At 58.8% G+C, this 15,806-nt stretch carries 20 protein-coding genes; 13 read left to right on the forward strand and 7 right to left on the reverse strand.

The genetic code is table 11. The features are described 5' to 3' along the window. The 3 genes from NW838_RS09085 to NW838_RS09095 all read left to right on the forward strand — a co-directional run. On the forward strand, nucleotides 1-740 hold a 740-nt coding region (locus NW838_RS09085; protein ID WP_414427902.1), incomplete at its 5' end, for an OmpA family protein. Nucleotides 741-859: 119 nt separating this feature from the next. Next, nucleotides 860-1,972: a hypothetical protein gene (locus NW838_RS09090; protein WP_414355631.1), complete on the forward strand. Its 1,113-nt coding sequence runs from the start codon at nucleotides 860-862 to the stop codon at nucleotides 1,970-1,972. A 165-nt stretch (nucleotides 1,973-2,137) separates the two neighbouring features. Continuing rightward, the gene (locus NW838_RS09095) at nucleotides 2,138-3,394 is read left to right on the forward strand and encodes an AI-2E family transporter (protein ID WP_414427903.1); all 1,257 of its coding nucleotides are present in this window, start codon (nucleotides 2,138-2,140) and stop codon (nucleotides 3,392-3,394) included. A gap of 72 nt (nucleotides 3,395-3,466) precedes the next feature. Here NW838_RS09095 and NW838_RS09100 read toward each other — a convergent pair whose 3' ends face one another. Both NW838_RS09100 and rnc read right to left on the reverse strand, forming a co-directional pair. Then, the gene (locus NW838_RS09100) at nucleotides 3,467-3,694 is read right to left on the reverse strand and encodes a hypothetical protein (RefSeq protein ID WP_414355629.1); all 228 of its coding nucleotides are present in this window, start codon (nucleotides 3,692-3,694) and stop codon (nucleotides 3,467-3,469) included. After that, nucleotides 3,691-4,413, reverse strand: coding sequence for a ribonuclease III (gene rnc / locus NW838_RS09105; RefSeq protein ID WP_414427904.1), 723 nt, complete (start codon nucleotides 4,411-4,413; stop codon nucleotides 3,691-3,693). The genes NW838_RS09100 and rnc overlap by 4 nt, the downstream gene beginning before the upstream one ends. A gap of 153 nt (nucleotides 4,414-4,566) precedes the next feature. Between rnc and NW838_RS09110 the strand changes: the two genes are divergently transcribed. After that, nucleotides 4,567-4,899 carry a hypothetical protein gene (locus NW838_RS09110; protein WP_011432395.1) on the forward strand — a complete coding sequence of 111 codons (333 nt, stop codon included), beginning with the start codon at nucleotides 4,567-4,569 and terminating at the stop codon, nucleotides 4,897-4,899. A gap of 62 nt (nucleotides 4,900-4,961) precedes the next feature. On the opposite strand, the gene NW838_RS09115 is transcribed toward NW838_RS09110, so the two are convergent. The 5 genes from NW838_RS09115 to lpdA form a co-directional block, all read right to left on the reverse strand. Next, on the reverse strand, nucleotides 4,962-5,237 hold the full coding sequence (locus tag NW838_RS09115; RefSeq protein ID WP_099812344.1) for a hypothetical protein: 276 nt from the start codon (nucleotides 5,235-5,237) through the stop codon (nucleotides 4,962-4,964). 100 nt (nucleotides 5,238-5,337) lie between these two features. Continuing rightward, nucleotides 5,338-6,411 (reverse strand): A/G-specific adenine glycosylase, encoded by a 1,074-nt coding sequence (gene mutY, locus NW838_RS09120; protein WP_414355642.1) that lies wholly within the window; start codon nucleotides 6,409-6,411, stop codon nucleotides 5,338-5,340. An 85-nt stretch (nucleotides 6,412-6,496) separates the two neighbouring features. Continuing rightward, the gene (locus NW838_RS09125) at nucleotides 6,497-6,634 is read right to left on the reverse strand and encodes a hypothetical protein (RefSeq protein WP_011432392.1); all 138 of its coding nucleotides are present in this window, start codon (nucleotides 6,632-6,634) and stop codon (nucleotides 6,497-6,499) included. Nucleotides 6,635-6,867: 233 nt separating this feature from the next. Next, a complete protein-coding gene (locus NW838_RS09130) occupies nucleotides 6,868-8,196 on the reverse strand; it encodes a class I SAM-dependent methyltransferase (protein WP_414427905.1) in 1,329 nt (442 codons plus the stop codon). A gap of 163 nt (nucleotides 8,197-8,359) precedes the next feature. Continuing rightward, nucleotides 8,360-9,742, reverse strand: a complete 1,383-nt coding sequence (gene lpdA / locus NW838_RS09135) for a dihydrolipoyl dehydrogenase (protein ID WP_414355641.1) — start codon at nucleotides 9,740-9,742, stop codon at nucleotides 8,360-8,362. Between the two features lie 119 nt (nucleotides 9,743-9,861). On the opposite strand from lpdA, the gene NW838_RS09140 reads away from it, so the two are divergent. The 9 genes from NW838_RS09140 (at nucleotide 9,862) to rpmA (ending at nucleotide 15,726) form a co-directional block, all read left to right on the forward strand. Next, a complete protein-coding gene (locus NW838_RS09140) occupies nucleotides 9,862-10,644 on the forward strand; it encodes an HAD family hydrolase (RefSeq protein WP_414355626.1) in 783 nt (260 codons plus the stop codon). Continuing rightward, nucleotides 10,641-11,495, forward strand: coding sequence for a M28 family peptidase (locus NW838_RS09145; RefSeq protein WP_414355625.1), 855 nt, complete (start codon nucleotides 10,641-10,643; stop codon nucleotides 11,493-11,495). Before NW838_RS09140 ends, NW838_RS09145 begins: the two co-directional genes overlap by 4 nt. Nucleotides 11,496-11,753: 258 nt before the next feature. After that, nucleotides 11,754-12,515: a ChaB family protein gene (locus tag NW838_RS09150; protein WP_414355624.1), complete on the forward strand. Its 762-nt coding sequence runs from the start codon at nucleotides 11,754-11,756 to the stop codon at nucleotides 12,513-12,515. A 148-nt stretch (nucleotides 12,516-12,663) separates the two neighbouring features. Then, on the forward strand, nucleotides 12,664-13,599 hold the full coding sequence (locus NW838_RS09155) for a DnaJ C-terminal domain-containing protein (protein ID WP_011432386.1): 936 nt from the start codon (nucleotides 12,664-12,666) through the stop codon (nucleotides 13,597-13,599). Beyond that, nucleotides 13,596-13,877 (forward strand): chaperone modulator CbpM, encoded by a 282-nt coding sequence (locus tag NW838_RS09160; RefSeq protein ID WP_011432385.1) that lies wholly within the window; start codon nucleotides 13,596-13,598, stop codon nucleotides 13,875-13,877. Before NW838_RS09155 ends, NW838_RS09160 begins: the two co-directional genes overlap by 4 nt. Before the next feature lie 34 nt (nucleotides 13,878-13,911). Then, on the forward strand, nucleotides 13,912-14,136 hold the full coding sequence (locus NW838_RS09165; protein WP_414427906.1) for a hypothetical protein: 225 nt from the start codon (nucleotides 13,912-13,914) through the stop codon (nucleotides 14,134-14,136). A gap of 29 nt (nucleotides 14,137-14,165) precedes the next feature. Continuing rightward, the gene (locus NW838_RS09170) at nucleotides 14,166-14,669 is read left to right on the forward strand and encodes a hypothetical protein (protein ID WP_414427907.1); all 504 of its coding nucleotides are present in this window, start codon (nucleotides 14,166-14,168) and stop codon (nucleotides 14,667-14,669) included. A 285-nt stretch (nucleotides 14,670-14,954) separates the two neighbouring features. Next, entirely contained in the window at nucleotides 14,955-15,380 is a 426-nt protein-coding gene (gene rplU, locus NW838_RS09175; RefSeq protein WP_414355622.1) for a 50S ribosomal protein L21, read from the forward strand. Nucleotides 15,381-15,456: 76 nt separating this feature from the next. Beyond that, nucleotides 15,457-15,726, forward strand: coding sequence for a 50S ribosomal protein L27 (gene rpmA, locus NW838_RS09180; protein ID WP_414355621.1), 270 nt, complete (start codon nucleotides 15,457-15,459; stop codon nucleotides 15,724-15,726). The last annotated feature ends 80 nt before the right edge of the window (nucleotides 15,727-15,806 follow it).

Genomic DNA, 15,806 nt, shown 5'->3' on the forward strand with positions numbered 1-15,806 from the left:
CCGGCTTTGAGATCCTCTTCTCCGGGTTGGGGGAGGAGATTGAGACCCTCGGCTACAACAACCAGATTGCTCACGAGATCCTCAATATGAAGGGCACCTACAGCACGCCGGAAGAACGGGCCCAGTGGCCGTTTCAAAACGCCAGAGAAAACACTGCTGCCTATTTAGCCGCACGTGGCAAGTCCCCCGAAGGCGATGAGCGATTCGTGAGCGCCTACTTTGTGGTCAATACCGATGACTGGGAGGTCACCCGCGGCAGTGGACCGATCCCGACCGGGATTACTCTGGGGCGAGTGGATGTCGTCGATGTCAAGCCCCGCCAGCAACGCCTGGAACTGGTTGAAAGCATTACAAGCAGCGAGATCGATCAAGCCATCAGCCGCGATGGCCGGATCGCTCTCTACGGCATTCTCTTTGCCTATGACTCGGATCAAATCGAAGCGGCTGCCGAGCCCACCCTTGCCGAGATCGCCAAGCTGATGCGCGAGCGCACCAACCTCAGCATCCTCGTGGTCGGTCATACCGATGCAACCGGTAGCTTCGACTACAACCTAGGTCTCTCGCGGCGCCGGGCCGAGGCGGTTGTCAACCGGTTGGTTCAGCTGGGTATCGAGCAACGTCGACTCTATCCGGTTGGTGTGGGGTTCTCTGCTCCTGTGGCCAGCAACACCACTGAGGAAGGCCGGGCGAAGAATCGCCGCGTGGAGTTGGTGGATCTGGCGGGTGGCAGAATCCCCTAGGGGAGAGTTTCTGAGTTTTGGCTCAGGGCAAGCATCGCCGAAACTCTGGACACTGCGGCTGCGGCGAACTAGTTTAGAGGCAACTCTTTACTTCTAAGCTATTTCAAGGGGTGGGATCCATGCTTAAGCCCAGTCTTTTGTTCTCCGGCTCGGCGCTGTTGGGTTTGCTGTCTTTGCCGTTTTTGATTGGCGAATGTGGCTGGTTGACCTCATCTCGTAAGAGCCAGAGTCCTGTCACTGAGGTTTCTCTACAAGCTTGGGAGCACTCCCTGCCCTCATCCCAGACCTTGTTTGAAGATGAAGCAGGTTCTGAATCTTGGCTCAGGCGGCAAGCCCAACTGCAAGAACGGGTACAACAGCTTGAGCAGCGCTCTCTCGCTCACCAGCAGCAGGTCTATCAATGGCTTGCGCAACAGGCAGATCCCCAGCCCGCCGGGGTTGTTGGCCGTTCCAACCCAAGCCTTGCCGTGCCGGCACGGCCTCGGCGTCAGAATCCCACTCTCTCTCAATCCTCTGCTCCGGCGGATCTTCCCAATGAGCTGGCGCGGCTAACCCAGTCCATCCAACAGGAGCCGGGAAATGCGCAACTTTATCTGCAACGGGCGCAATACTTCTGGCGTCAGTCTCAAGAAGATCCTGCTGCTTTACCGCAGCCTGAGCATGCTTCTGCCATTGCTCGCTTGATGCGCTCTGCTCTGCGGGATCTGGATATTGCCATTGCTTTGGATCCCTATCTGGCTGAAGCCTATTTGCTCAAGGCCAAAATCCAACACGAGCGTTTGCAAGAACCTGAGCAGGCTCTGGCGAGCTTGTCTCCCCTGGATCGGATTGCCTATCACAACCCGCAACTGCACTTGATCCGCTCTCGCATCTGGGCCGAACAAGGCCATCTGGAATCGGCATTTGATGTGTCGCATCTGGCGATTGAGCTGGCCAAGCAAAATCAAAGTGCTGCCGATCTTTTCGAGGCCTATGTCCATCGCGGCCTGATGTGGGCCAGCATCTGCGACTTCAATTTGGCCGTTCAAGATTTCAGCCGAGCTCTTGAGTTGCAGCCTTACCAAGGTGATGTGTACTACTACCGGGGTATGGCGCGCGCTTACCAGGGAGAGGATAGGGCTGGTGCCGCTTCCGATTTGGGTAGCGCTTTGATGTTGTGGCGGGCTTCCGGCACGGGATCCCCGGAGCTGCTGGAATATGCAGAAGCGGTACGGATGGAACTGCTACGGTAGCTGCAATTCTGGCTGGGTTTTTGCTGCGGATCTTTGGTCTGGCCGACTGGGCAGGGAAGTTCTGGGTCTAGGGTCTTTGCCCAAGAGCGTTTGGCAAGTCCAGCTAGGGCAAGCCAGGATGGTAGAGCCATCTGTTACCTAGCCCCCTGAAGAGAACCCAGCCAGATGATGAGCCGAAGACAATTGACCATCTCCGTATCCTCCGTAGCCCTGGTGGTGGCCACAGGGATGCTGTTGTTGCTGCTGTGGCAACTGCGCAGCTTGGTGCTGACGGTGATGATCGCGGTGGTGGTGGCGGCAGCGCTGGCTCCCCTGGTGGATCTGGCCGAGCGATTACGCATCCCCCGCTGGCTGGGGGTTGTGCTGGTGTATTTGAGCTTAATTGCCGGGATTGCCGGCTTGGCTCTGCTCATTGGCCCAACGGTGGTAACTCAGACCCAGCGGTTGCTAGCGAGGTTGCCCTTCTATCTGGAGCGACTACAACTGCTGGTGGACACCTGGATTGCTGATCTGGCGGGGGTGGATCCGGCGGCGCTGGACTACTTAAACCAGTTGCTCGATCCTCAGTCGTTGATGAGCTGGGCAGTTCGCTCGGGACAACGGGTGCTGGTGCAGTCTTTCGACTTCACCCGCGGTTTGCTGGGCGGTCTGCTGACCATGGTGCTGACCCTCTTCATTTCCGGCTACATGCTGGTGAGCGGCTCTGACTTGGTGCGGGGCTTGGTGGAGTTGTTTCCCTATCCCTGGAATGAGCGGCTTGCTGAGCAGGTACACCCGATGGCTCAGCGCATGGGGGGCTACATCCAGGGGCGGGTGCTGGTCTCTGCCATTTTGGGCGTGATGATCACCGTCTCGCTTCGCTTTCTCGGCCTGTCGGAGTTCGCTCTGGCGCTGGGGGTGATCGCCGGGTTTACCAACCTTATCCCCTTCATTGGGCCGGTACTGGGATCCCTGCCCGCCTTGGTGGTGGCAATCGTTCAGGGGGGCTGGACTTTTTTGTGGGTGCTGATCCTATACGTTGCCGTTCAAAACCTGGAAACCTATGTGTTGGATCCTCTGTTGGTGGGATCCTCGGTGCGGGTGAAGCCCTTGTATCAGTTGCTGGCGGTGCTGGGGGGCACCCAGTTGTTGGGTATTGTTGGGGCGGTGATCGCCCCCCCGTGGGTGGCGGGTATGGCGGTGCTGCTGGAGAACCTCTATCTGAAGCCCAAGCAGGAGGCAGAGGTTCGAGCCAGGCTGTATGCTCGGGCCACCGAGGCTGCTGGTTCTTTGGCTTTGCCGGGGATGGATCCTGCCGACGCGAGCAGCCCGGAGCCATCTTTTTCCTCTCGTCCGAATGACTCGTCAAACGAGCCGGAAGGGTTGCCACAGAAAGAAAGTCTCTCGCCTGCGGATCCCGTAGCCGGAAGAAGTCCTTATTAGCAAGCTTCTCATCTGATTCGCCTCTGTTGCTCTCGGAGAAGGGCTGCTGTGGTTTTGGGTAGGGTGCACATCTCAGCGGTGACGGGCATCGAGGATGAACAGAGCACTACCTACGACGAACAGGAGGCTGGCTCCTATCCCCAGCAGGGTTTGGACAACCTTGAGATTGAGAAGGGTTGGAGCTGCGGGATCCCACGGAGGGGGGTCGCTACCCAAGGTCATCACCTCGCTCGCCGCAAACAGGCTGCTCCCCAGCAAAAACAACCAACTGGCCAACTCGTAGCGGTGGTTGCCTCTCATGTCTTCTCCGACTGCAAGTGTTCGTAGGCTTGAGCAGCGGCGGCCATTTCCGCAGCCTTTTTTGAGCGACCTTCACCGCGGCCCCAGCACCGCCCTTGCCCCCAGACTTCCATGGTGAAATGAGGGGGATGCTCCTGGGCGGCCACCAGGCGGTATTCGGGCAGGCTACCCCAAAGGCGTTGGGTCAGTTCTTGCAAGGCTGCTTTGGGGTTGCGCCGAGTGGGGTCTTGGAACCATTGCTCCACTCGCCGGTGTAGATAGGGATCCAGCCAGGGATGCAGCCTGGGCAGCGTGTAAATACCCCAACTGAGATAAAAAGCCCCAAGCAGAGCCTCGAAAGCATCCGCCAGCCGCCGACCCCGTCCGGCCAAGTCGTTTTGAGAGCTGGATCCCACCTCGAGGTAGCGATCCAAGCCGTGCAGATCCGCCAGTTCTGCCAGGTAAGCATCGCTGGTCAGGTCGGAGCGAATCGCGGTCAGCTCTCCCACCGACAGATGGGGATAGGACTGAAACAAGAATTCCGTAACCAAAATTCGCAGGACAGAATCCCCCAACAACTCCAGCCGATCGTTGTTCCGCTGGCCATCCAGAGAAGGGTGAATCAAGGCCTGATCCAGCAGATCCCAGCGCAGCTGCTCCAGCAAAGCCGGATCCCTGAATCCAAGGCGGGCCAGCAAATGCTCCAAGGCACGGCGACGGGGCGGGATCAACTCAACCATACACTCAGGTGCTGACGTTGCCTTAGCGGTCAGAACTGCACAGCTTGCAACCATTTTGACCTGAGCCATCTCACCCAGGCCGGGATCCCCGCTCAGGCGGTAAGCCAGCTATGCTACAGGAGTAGTATAGGCTTTTCGAGGGAGGATCCCTGCATGCCCATTCGCGCCAATTCCCCCATTCCCACGACCCAGATGGAAGTGACCAGCATTCGGCTGGAACGTGAGCTGAAGCAGCGACTGAAGGCGTTGGCCGGAAATCAGGGTTACCAGGCCCTCATACGGGAAATTCTTTGGAGTTATGTCCTACGCCACTCCCAAGGGGCTGCCACCCTCAGTCCTGAGGATATTCGGGCCAGCTTCCCGGCCACGGCCCACCAAGCCCAATGCTGTGCTCTCACCGGACGGGCCATTCAACCGCAGGAGCCAATGTTGCTGGGGTGGACCACCGATGGGAAGTTTGTCGCCCTCAGCTCCTCCTGCTTTTAATCTTTGTTTTGGAGTCTCTCTCCAGTTGGCGAAAGGCTCCACCCGGCACGAATGCCACCCCTTTAGACGCCACGAAGTTCTCGATATTTTCTGGCCCGTTCCTCGGCTGGATCGGGGGCTTGAGCTTTGGCAACTGCCTCCTCCAGTTGGGCCATCACCGTCTCTGCCGGTTCAGCGGAGCGGACGACGTAAAACATTAGGTTAATGGCTTCGTTGGCCGTCAGTTTGAGGGTTTCTTTTCCCTTGGGCACCAGCGCGATCTTGCCATCTGTGGTTGTGATGGCTGTGTGGGATCCCTTAGCCAGAATCTCCCCAGCTTTTTCCAGAGTGACAAGCATATCCGTAGCTCACGGCAGCAGGACATCTACTATCCTATCGAATGTCTTGGGGCAAACGTTCCAGAAGGGTCTAAGCCATTTGGCGGATTGGGTGGGTTCATCATGGGTTGCCATGCTCTGCCAGCCAAGCATACAAGTGGGGAAACAACTTTTGATTGGCCCCTGGGAAGGGAAATTCCGACAGCTCCGCCGGGCTGACCCAGCGCACCTCGCTACATTGCAGGGCTTGGGCTTCTCCGCCCAGGTAGCGGCAGATAAAAGCAATAAGAGTAACGGTGAAATGGGTGTAGGCATGTTCGATGGTGGCCAGCGGTGCGACCACCTCGATATCGATGCCGATTTCTTCCTTCACCTCCCGCACTACACACTCGGCAGCCGTTTCTCCCGGCTCGATTTTCCCTCCGGGAAACTCCCACAGCCCACTGAGCATCGAGCTTTCCAACCGTCGATCGATAAGGATTTCTTTCCCCCGCAGAACAATGGCAACCGCGATTTGCTTATGAGGACGGGAGGCACGGGGTGCAGACATAGGCAATTGTTGGTGTTGACCTCGATTGTAGGCGCTGCAATCCGCTTGCCAAGGGCACTGGCCACAGTGAGGCTTTTTGGGACGACAGACGGTAGCCCCCAAATCCATCAGGGCTTGGTTAAAAGCCCGCGGCTGCACGGGATCCAACAATTGCTGGGAAAGCTGCCACAGCAGGGACAGACACTGGGACGGAGGCTGCTGCAAAGCCACCAAGCGAGCCAGCACCCGCTTGACGTTGCCATCCAAAATGGGCAAAGGCTGATCGAAGGCAGCGCTGAGAATGCCGCCGGCTGTGGTGCGCCCGATCCCCGGCAGAGCCAGCACCTGCTCCAAATCCCTGGGGAACTCGCCGTTCCGTTCCCGCACCAGGATTTGGGCGGCTTTGTGCAAGTTCAGGGCCCGCCGGTAGTAGCCCAGGCCCTCCCACAGTTTCAGCACCTGCTGCTGGGGGGCTGCCGCCAATGCTGGGATCCCGGGCAGGGTTTGCATCCAGCGCTGAAAGTAGGGGATAACTGTTGCCACCTGGGTTTGCTGTAACATCACTTCCGAAACCCAAATGGCGTAAGGATCCCGGGTGCGGCGCCAGGGCAGATCCCGCCCGTGTTCACGGTACCAACGCTGAAGAGACTGCCGCAAGCGTTGCAAAGAAGCCTCGTCCCACTCCCCTCCTTTGCTCGGAAGGCTGGCAATGTAGGAAAAACTGACCTCGGCTTCTGATATGGGCTGAGACTCAAGCTGCGTAAGCAAAGTGCAAAGCCCACCAGATCAGGGCCGAAACCACACCGGCCACAATTCCTGCCGAGATCAAAACGACAATTGGGCTATCTGCCCCCTTGAACTTCATAATGCCGCGATTGTAGTCAGCCATCCTTGCCTCCTACCAGCTCTGGCGTTGGGGTTGTCAGGGATGTTGATCGGGATCCAGATTTGCCAGCTCTATTCACAGGGAAAGCTGTGGCGAAGATGTCCCAGTAGAGGTGCTCCGCACCGCCGGCGCAAACATGCCTGGGGAGAAGCACCGTCCTCGGTCATGCATGATACAACCTTAGCATGGAACAGACTTTGACCCTGGTGATTTGGACTGTTTGGAATAACCAGAAGCTAGGCAACCCGCAGAACTAACCGGTCTGCTTCCCACTGTCTGAAGAGGTTGAGAAGGTGGTCGGGTCTCTCTTCGTGGGCAGCCAGGATCTCAGCGCCAGAACGGGCTTGATTGGCCAGGGGCAGCAGCAGCTCCACCACCTGGTAGCGGGTAGAGGCTATCATCTTGCCCGGGATCCGGGCGATAGGCCAGAAAATATCCATCTTCTGGGTCAGGATCTGGGCCGGATCCAGCTTGCCCAACAGATCTGAAAAGGGGATTTTTTGATCCCAGTAGCGCACGCTGCCATAGCGGACGAACAAGGGGTTGAGCTGCCAGCGGGAGCTCTTAAAAAATTCGACTGTAAAGGGATCCCAGTGGTCCACCTTTTTCCCTTGATGGCAACACCAGAAGAGATTTTGCGTGTGATATAGGGGCTCCAGATACTCGATGACCCGCAGTTGGTCGATGCGAGCGAGGGCCTCGTAGCGGCGGTGGAACTCCAGGTGGGTGGCGGCAATCAACGGCCTGGCGTTCCAATAGTCCAAGTAGGGGGCTACATCGATAAACTCCAGCCCGGCTTGGGCAAGCAAGTCGGGAATCTCGCCGATGTCGAAAGGAATATCATTGGCATGGAAGAAATTATCGACAATGTTTTCATCTTGTCCATAGTATTCTTGGTGAGCCTTGGCGTGCTTGGCCAAAAGGGAATTGGGGCTGGCTCCCTTCAGCAGTTGCCGCACAAATTCGATCTTTTCTGGGGTTGCAGGTGGGGTGATGCCCAACAACTCCAAGGCTCGCCGAATGCGGTACAGATGCCAACGGCCTGAACGGTTGTAGAGCATCAGCGCCATCACCCCATCGGGAGCCAACCGCGATGCCAGATTGCTCAAAGCCTTCACCGGATCTGCAGTGTGGTGAATCACGCCGTAGGAGCTGATCATGTCGAAGATGCCTTCGGGCCAAGTAGAGGGATCCAGCAGATCCCCGTACTGCACCGAACAGTTGCGCAGGCCGTGGTGCTTAATTCGCTTCTGGGCCATCTCCAGGGCTGGGCGACTGATGTCAATCCCGACCACCGAACCATAGCCGGGGTTGCTGGCGGCAATGCCATGCACTTCCCAGCCGGTGCCACACCCTGCCACCAAAAACCTGGCTCCTGCGGGCTCTTGCAGCCTACGGGTGCGGGCGTACTGCGCCAAGGTATAGCTGCCCAGACTGGAGAAGCCCTCAAAGGGTCGGTCGTAAGGAATAGGAGGATAGGGGAAAGTCTCGTACTGGGCCTGCACCGCCCGGGTAATCTCGGCTTCGCTCACCAAAAGCACTTCCTCCCACGCGTTCCCCCCCATCCTAAGGTCTTCTTGACGCTTTGAGCCGGGAGATCTTGCTGGGTTGCCCGTCTGAGAACCTGGCCCTTCACAGCCTGGTTGTAAACCCCGCCGGAGGCAGAGCGGGCGGGACGGAGTCCTCACAAAACCGAGTGAGGCAGGCGACCCTCTGCCGAGCCGTTGGCTAAGCCCCTGCCAGAGCGTGAGTTGCCCGCTTGTAGGCTTCCTCCAGCGTCTCTGCCAAGGTGGGGTGAACGTGCACCAAGCCGGCCAGTTCTCGCACCGTGGCCCGGCGAGCAATGGCCTGAGCTGCCTCGTGAATCAAATCCGCCGCATGGGGCCCGAAGATATGGGATCCCAGCAGTAGGCCGGTGCTCTTGTCAAAGACCAGCTTGACCATGCCCTCTGTCTCTCCCGAAGCAATGGCCTTGGAGTTGCCGCCAAAGTAGGTGCGCACCGTGCCCACGCTGTAGCCTTCCTCCTTGGCCTGAGGTTCGGTCAGCCCCACAAAACCCATTTCCGGGTGGGTGAACACCGCGGCCGGGATGCTGAGGTAGTCCATGTAGGCAGTACGGCCACAGATGTTTTCCACGGCCACTCTCCCCTGAGCTGCCGCCGCGTGAGCCAACATCATTTTGCCTGTCACATCCCCAATGGCCCAGAGGTGAGGCAAATCGGTGGCCATGCGGCTATCGACGGGGATGAACCCCCGTTTGCCGGTGTCGATGCCCAGCTCGGCCAAGCCCAGCCCCTCTGAGACCGGGATCCGACCGGCAGCCACCAAGCAGCCATCCACCTGCAGCGTCTCGCCGTTGGAGAGGTGAATCGTTACTGGCTGGCCAGGGATCACCTGCTTGGCCGTGATCCCCACGTAGGTCTGGATTTGCCTGGGCTTAATCAGCACCCGCTGGGCCAGGCGGGCAATATCGGGGTCAAAGGCCGGCATCAGGGTCTCCAGGGCTTCGATGAGGATGACCTGGGATCCCAAGGCAGTGTAGATGTCGGCAAACTCCTGGCCAATGTAGCCACTGCCGATAATCGCTAGGCGCTCCGGGATCCACTCCAGCCGCACCGCCTCGTCGCTGGTGAACACCGTCCGCCCATCCACCTCGATGCCAGGGGGCACAAAGGGGCGGGAGCCCGTAGCAAGAATAACATCCTGCGCCGTGTAGGTATAGGATCCCTTCTCTTCCTGGACTTCCACCTGCTGGGGTGCCACCAACTTGCCTCGCCCTCTCAGGATTGTTACCCCCAGCTTCTCCAGCGAGCGAGTCATGTCGGCGCGGATCTTCTCCACCACTTGGGCAGCATGGGCGGCAATCGCTCCCCGGTCAGCCTGGACGGATCCCACTTGGATGCCCAGCTCAGAGCTGTGTTGCAGTTCCCGCAGGCGTCCTGAGGCGGCCAGCAGAGCCTTGGAGGGGATGCAGCCGCGGTTGATGCAGGTGCCGCCCATTTCTGCACCTTCGACGATGGCGGTTTTCAGGCCGGATTCGACAGCATGCAAAGCAGCGCCGTGACCGCCGACGCCGGCACCGATGATGATCAAGTCAAAATCGAAGCTCATGGCGAGATTGGATAACCAGTGCCTCATTTTCTCACCTTGTTGGCCTTCCCAGAAACCTGGCTAGGGGCACCCAAGCCATGCAGTAGCATAGAGTCGCTTGTAGGCGGGTGGGGGTACACATGACACTCCAAGCTTTGATCTTCGATGTGGACGGCACGCTGGCGGACACGGAGCGGGATGGTCATCGCGTGGCCTTTAACGCTGCCTTTGCCGAGGCAGGGCTGGACTGGCACTGGTCGGTGGAGCTGTACGGCCAGCTCTTGGCCATTACGGGAGGTAAAGAGCGCATTCGCCACTTTATCGACACCATTCAGCCGCCGCTGCTCCCTGGGGAAGATCTGGTGGCTCTGATTGCCCGGTTGCACCAGGCCAAAACCCGCCACTACACTGCCCTATTGGCCCAAGGGGGGATCCCACTCCGCCCAGGGGTGAAGCGCCTCCTGCAGGAGGCCAGAGCTGCTGGGATCCGCTTGGCCATTGCCACCACCACCACGCCGGAAAATGTAACAGCCCTTTTGGAGCACACACTGCCGGAGAGCCTAAGCTGGTTTGAAGTGATCGCTGCCGGCGATATTGTCCCCGCCAAAAAGCCCGCCCCCGACATCTACTTCTACACCCTGGAACAGATGGGGCTGCCCCCCCAGGCCTGCCTGGCCTTTGAAGACTCGGAGAATGGGCTGCGCTCGGCCCAGCAGGCCGGTATTCCCACTGTGGTGACGGTAAACGACTATACTCGGGATCAGGATTTTTCCGGGGCGGCTCTGGTGCTGGATCACCTGGGGGAGCCTGAGGATCCGTTTTGGGTGTTGGCGGGAACGGTGGGATCCCACCGCTACTTCACCCTGGAGTTGGCCCGACAGATCCATGCTCAAGTTGCCCGGTCTGGAGTGGGAAGCTCATGATGGCGTCAGATCTCCAAGACCTGCGGCAGCGCCTAGAGGCTCATCTGCAGCAAGTGGCCCAGCCCCGGGATCCCGACTGGTCGCCCTTGGGCCATCAGCAGGTGGAGCGCTACATCCAAGAGCAGCTTTCTAAGTGGGGATCCCTGGAGTCCTTCCCCTTTGAGGCCGGTGGCCGCCTGCACCGCAACTGGATCTTGAAATTGCCGGGATCCCGTTCTGGCCGCCAACCCATCCTCATCGGAGCCCACTTTGACGCTGCCCCGGCAACCCCTGGAGCAGACGACAACGCCAGCGGCATAGCGGTGTTGCTGGAATTGGCCCGCCATTTTGCCGCCAACCCTGCCCCTTCCCCCCTGTGGCTGGTGGCTTTTGACCTGGAGGAGCGGGGGATGGTGGGCAGTGGGGCTTACGCCCAGTTTCTTCAACGTCAGAGGCAATCCCTACGGCTGATGCTGTCTTTGGAAATGCTGGGCTACCGGGATCCCACCCCCGGATCCCAGGACTATCCCGCCGGCCTTGAGAAGCTTTACCCCAACCGGGGAGATTACATTGGCCTTATTGGCAACTGGCCCACCTGGGGGGATCTGCTCAAGCTGCAGCGTGATTTTCAAAAAGCGGGGATCCCTTGCTGTTGGTTGTTGGCCGGGCAGCGGGGCCTAATCCTGCCTGCCACTCGCCTGAGCGACCACTCCCCCTTTTGGGATGCGGGCTACGCCGCCGTTATGGTTACCGACACCGCCTTCTTGCGCAACCCTCACTACCACAAGCCAAGCGACACCCTCGAAACCCTAGATCAAGACTTCCTGACGGGGGTCTGCCAGGGCTTGATGGCCGGGATCCGCTCGCTGTAGCTCCTCCAAACCCCCCAGTCATTCCGGCAGCAAGTAGCATGCGTTGAATCCCAACTCCCCTCTCCTGGAAGGAGGCTGGGGGTAAGGGTAGAGTTGGCATCCTCAGTACGGAGATTTCTCCAGGGGGTTCGCGATTCTGCGACCGAGTCCTTTGCTGAAGAGGGGAGACAATAGACGAGAGTAGTAAGACGAGAGTAGTAGCAGGGAAAAGGTTAAAAAACCTGCCTTGGCACTGTAAAACTCAGCAGGAGATTGCGTATGAGCGCTTTTGCCCAAGCTCCCAAAAAGTGTGTTTCCGCCGCTTTCAAAGAAGAGGGCAAGCTGCAAGAGTGTATCCAGCGGCTTTTGAACCGTGGCATTCCCAACGATCGCATCTCCATTATTGGCCGCAACTTTCAAACCGAAGCCAAAATTACCGGGTTTATCACCCGCAAAGAGGTGGTTCTGGACGGTCTGACCAATGGGGCCATCTATGGATCCCTGTTCGGATCCCTGCTGGGGCTGCTCACTGGCGTGGGGGTGCTGTTCATTCCCTTTTTGGGGGCAGTGGTGGCCGCTGGGCCTCTGGGAGCCGCTTTGTTGGGGGCAACGGGCGGCGCTTTGTACGGAGCACTGGGAGCGGGCCTGGGATCCGCCCTGATTGCCTTGGGTATGCCGCAGGAGAAAGCCGCCATCTACCAAACCCGGGTACAGGCGGGCGAGTTCTTGTTGGTGGTGCAAGTACCGGAAGAGAAGTCGGGCGAAATTTACTGGCTGCTGCAGAGTGCTGGCGGAGAGGAAGTTTCCATTGCCGACTTGAACTTGCCCGGTGAGCCAGAGGGAGACTTAACCCCAGAGAGCATCTCGCCGGAAATCCGCGCTGACCTCTCGGAAGAAGCGCAGCAAACCTTTGTGGAAGCCTACAACCAAGCCAAACAAGAGAGCAATAACTCCACCCATGCACTCCTCAAAGCTTGGGAAAAGGTCAAGCAAATTTTCACACGAGATGAGAAAGGGATCTTCTCCAAACGCAAGCCCTAGCCCAAAAAGTTTCCGAAGTAGTGAGAGCACAGTAAAGCGCCATCTCGCCCTTCTGCCTCTACCTCTTTTGGATCTGCTCTAATTCGCCAACTGCAACTTTGTATTCTGGAAATAGCTCGAAAAACCCTAACCTTGCAGGGGTGAGCCTATGGCTGCGAGTGACTTCAAGGATTACTACAAGATCCTGGGCGTCAGCAGAGATGCCTCTGCCGAGGAAATCAAGCGCGTCTATCGCAAGCTGGCCCGCCAGTATCACCCCGATGTCAACCCTGGGAATAAGGCGGCAGAGGAGCGCTTCAAGGAGATCAACGAAGCCTACGAGGTGCTCTCTGATCCAGAGAAGCGGCGGCGCTACGACCAGTTTGGGCAGTACTGGCAGCGGGTGGGTACTGGTTCTGCTGCTGGAATGCCGGGCATGGAGGGCTTCGCCCAATACGCCAGCTTCGAGGAGTTTATCAACGAGCTGCTGGGCCGTATGGGCTCCCGCCGCAGCGGGTTCCAGGGCTTCGCCGGCGGCTTTGGGCCGTTTGTTTCGGTGGATTTGCCGGGGCAGGATGTGGAGGGCACCCTGGGTCTCAGTTGGGCAGAAGCTTTCCACGGCACCCAGAAACGGCTGAACCTAGATGGAGAAACGCTAACTATCCGCATTCCCCCCGGCGCTAAGCCGGGCAGTCGCATCCGCGTCAAGGGCAAAGGCCAGGTCAGCCCCTTTGGCGGGCCAAGAGGGGATCTCTACCTCACCCTGGAGCTGCCCCCCCATCCCTTCTTCCGCTTTGACGGAGACAACCTGCTCTGCGAGCTGCCCATTACTCCTGACGAGGCGGCTTTGGGAGGGACGGCGGAAGTTCCCACCCCTACGGGTCGCGTGCAACTGAGGATCCCTGCCGGGGTAGACAGCGGCCAAACCCTGCGGCTGCGGGGCCAAGGCTGGCGGGATCCCCAAGGCCAGCGGAGCGACCTGCTGGTGCGGCTGAAGGTGGTGGCACCCAAATCCCTTTCCCAGACCGAGCGGGATCTCTACGAAAAGCTGCGCCAAAGCCGTAGCTGGGATCCCCGCGCCCACTTGCAGGAGGTGAGTCTATGAGTTTGGCCATTGTGCGGGTAGAAGAACGGCTCTATACCTTTGAGCAGGCCACGGAACTGCTGGGGATCCCTCCCCACCTGCTGGAATGGCTGCTGGCCCAAGGCTTAGTGGAGGCCGAGAGCAGCTACCTGACCCCCCAACAGCTCAGGCGGTTGTTGCAAATGAGCCGCCTACACCGAGACTTGGGGCTTAACTGGACGGGGGCAGCGATGGTCTTGGACATGGCTCAGGAAATTGCCCGGCTCAGGGGGCAACTGCGCCACTACCGCGGATTTTGAGGCTGCCCAGCTAACCCATCAAGGAGATAACTCGATGAACCCTATGGAACAGATCATCCGACGTAGCCAAGTGGTGGGCCTGCTGGCCCTCGATGGCAGCACTGCTACCGCATTGGGTACCGTAGAAGAAATCTGGGTTGACCCAACAGGGCGGGTATGCTACTTCACCAGCCAGCAGGGGTACACCCCCCTGGAGCAGATTTCTCTCATCGGGCCAGACGCGCTGCTGACCTACTCTACCGTTTTTGATACCCCCTAACCCCCATCAGCTCTCTTTACCGTCGCACAGTGCGCATTGGGAATCGAGAGGGCGGCTGGATTGAGGATTTTCTCTTTGACTGGGAGACTGGAGCGATTGCCGCTTATATTCTGGGTGGCAGCATTGCCGAGCCTTGGGGGGGGCGCGCCGTTCTCCTGCCTGAGGACGTGGAAGCCATTGATGTGGACGCGGTGGTGGTCAAGGAGAATGCTCCGCAACGGCTGAAATCGGAAGCGGAAGGCTTAAAGAACTTTTGGAGCGAAAAATCTCGGCAGGTGAAACAGCTTATCCAGCGCATGGGGGATCGCCTCAAGGCGTTGGTTGGCCCACAGGATCCGCCGGAGGTGGTGCGCGTTAAGGTGAAGCAGGTGCGGGACGAGCTGGCCAAAGGGGGCAAGTTCGATCTCTCCCTACTGGACGAGGCGGCAGAGTTTCTGCAACACAAGTGGGAAACCTGGCAACATCGCCTCAGCCGCGCCGCTCAGCGCATGCAGGCTGCCCTTCAGGCTGCTTGGGAGAAGCTGACCGAATAGCAAAGAATGACTCTGCAACCTCTGGCCTGCGGTCGCCTCAGATGCTGCACATTTGCTTCCCAACTGCTTCCCAACTCCCCTCTTCCTCTGGGAAAGGGGCTGGGGGGCAACAGCATGAGGTGCTTGGGGAGTCCGTCCCACTGCTCGACCGGAACTGTTGCAAGCCAGTCCTCGACCAAACCCAGCTGACGGACGGCGGCTTTTTCGGCTACGATCTAAAATCGCTGTCAATGCTCGGATCAGGTTTCAAGACCCCCGCAGGGCACCTGTACGGCAGGGAGAAAGATGACTTACGCAATTGTGGAAACCGGCGGTAAGCAGCTTTGGGTGGAGCCGGGGCGTTTTTACGAGGTCGATCGCCTGGCGGAAGTGGAGGAGAACAGCCCCTTCGATTTGTCTCGTGTGCTGTTGATCAACCACGAGGGACAAATCACGTTGGGGCATCCCTACGTTTCGGAGGCGGTCGTCAGGGCACGGGTTTTACAGCATCGGCGCGGCGATAAAATCATCGTCTACAAGATGAGGCCAAAGAAAAAGACCCGCAAAAAGAGGGGTCATCGGCAACCGCTGACCCGTCTGCTGATCGAGTCTATTGAACTCAATGGGGTGCCCCTAGCCACGGCACCATCCCGTACGGAAGCGGCTCCAGAGTCTAACCCAGAGGCAGCCCCTTCGGCAGCGGCGACAGGGATCCCTGTGGAGGAGGAATAAGCTCTGAACTCAGGTGTCCTGAATCCCGATTTTTTTATCTCGTTTCTGTTGATCACGCAGTTGCATAGGAGGCGTTATGGCTCATAAGAAGGGAACGGGCAGCACTCGCAACGGTCGAGATTCCAATGCCAAGCGGCTGGGGGTGAAGCGCTATGGGGGCGAGCTGGTGCATCCCGGCCACATTCTGGTCAGGCAGCGGGGCACCAAGTTTCACCCAGGGGTGAACGTGCGCATCGGCGGCGACGACACCTTGTATTCTGTGGTCACCGGCATTGTGACTTTTGAGCGCTACGGCAAGCGGCGGCAGAAGGTGAGTGTCTATCCGGCTGAGGTGGCTGCCCAGTAGGGAAAGGCCCAGCTTTGAGACTGCTTGGGAAAGTTGCTCCCGCAAGAGAAGGCCCTCGGTTCTGCCGACCAAGCTACCCG

Source organism: Synechococcus sp. R55.2 (assembly GCF_047462075.1).
GTDB lineage: Bacteria > Cyanobacteriota > Cyanobacteriia > Thermostichales > Thermostichaceae > Thermostichus.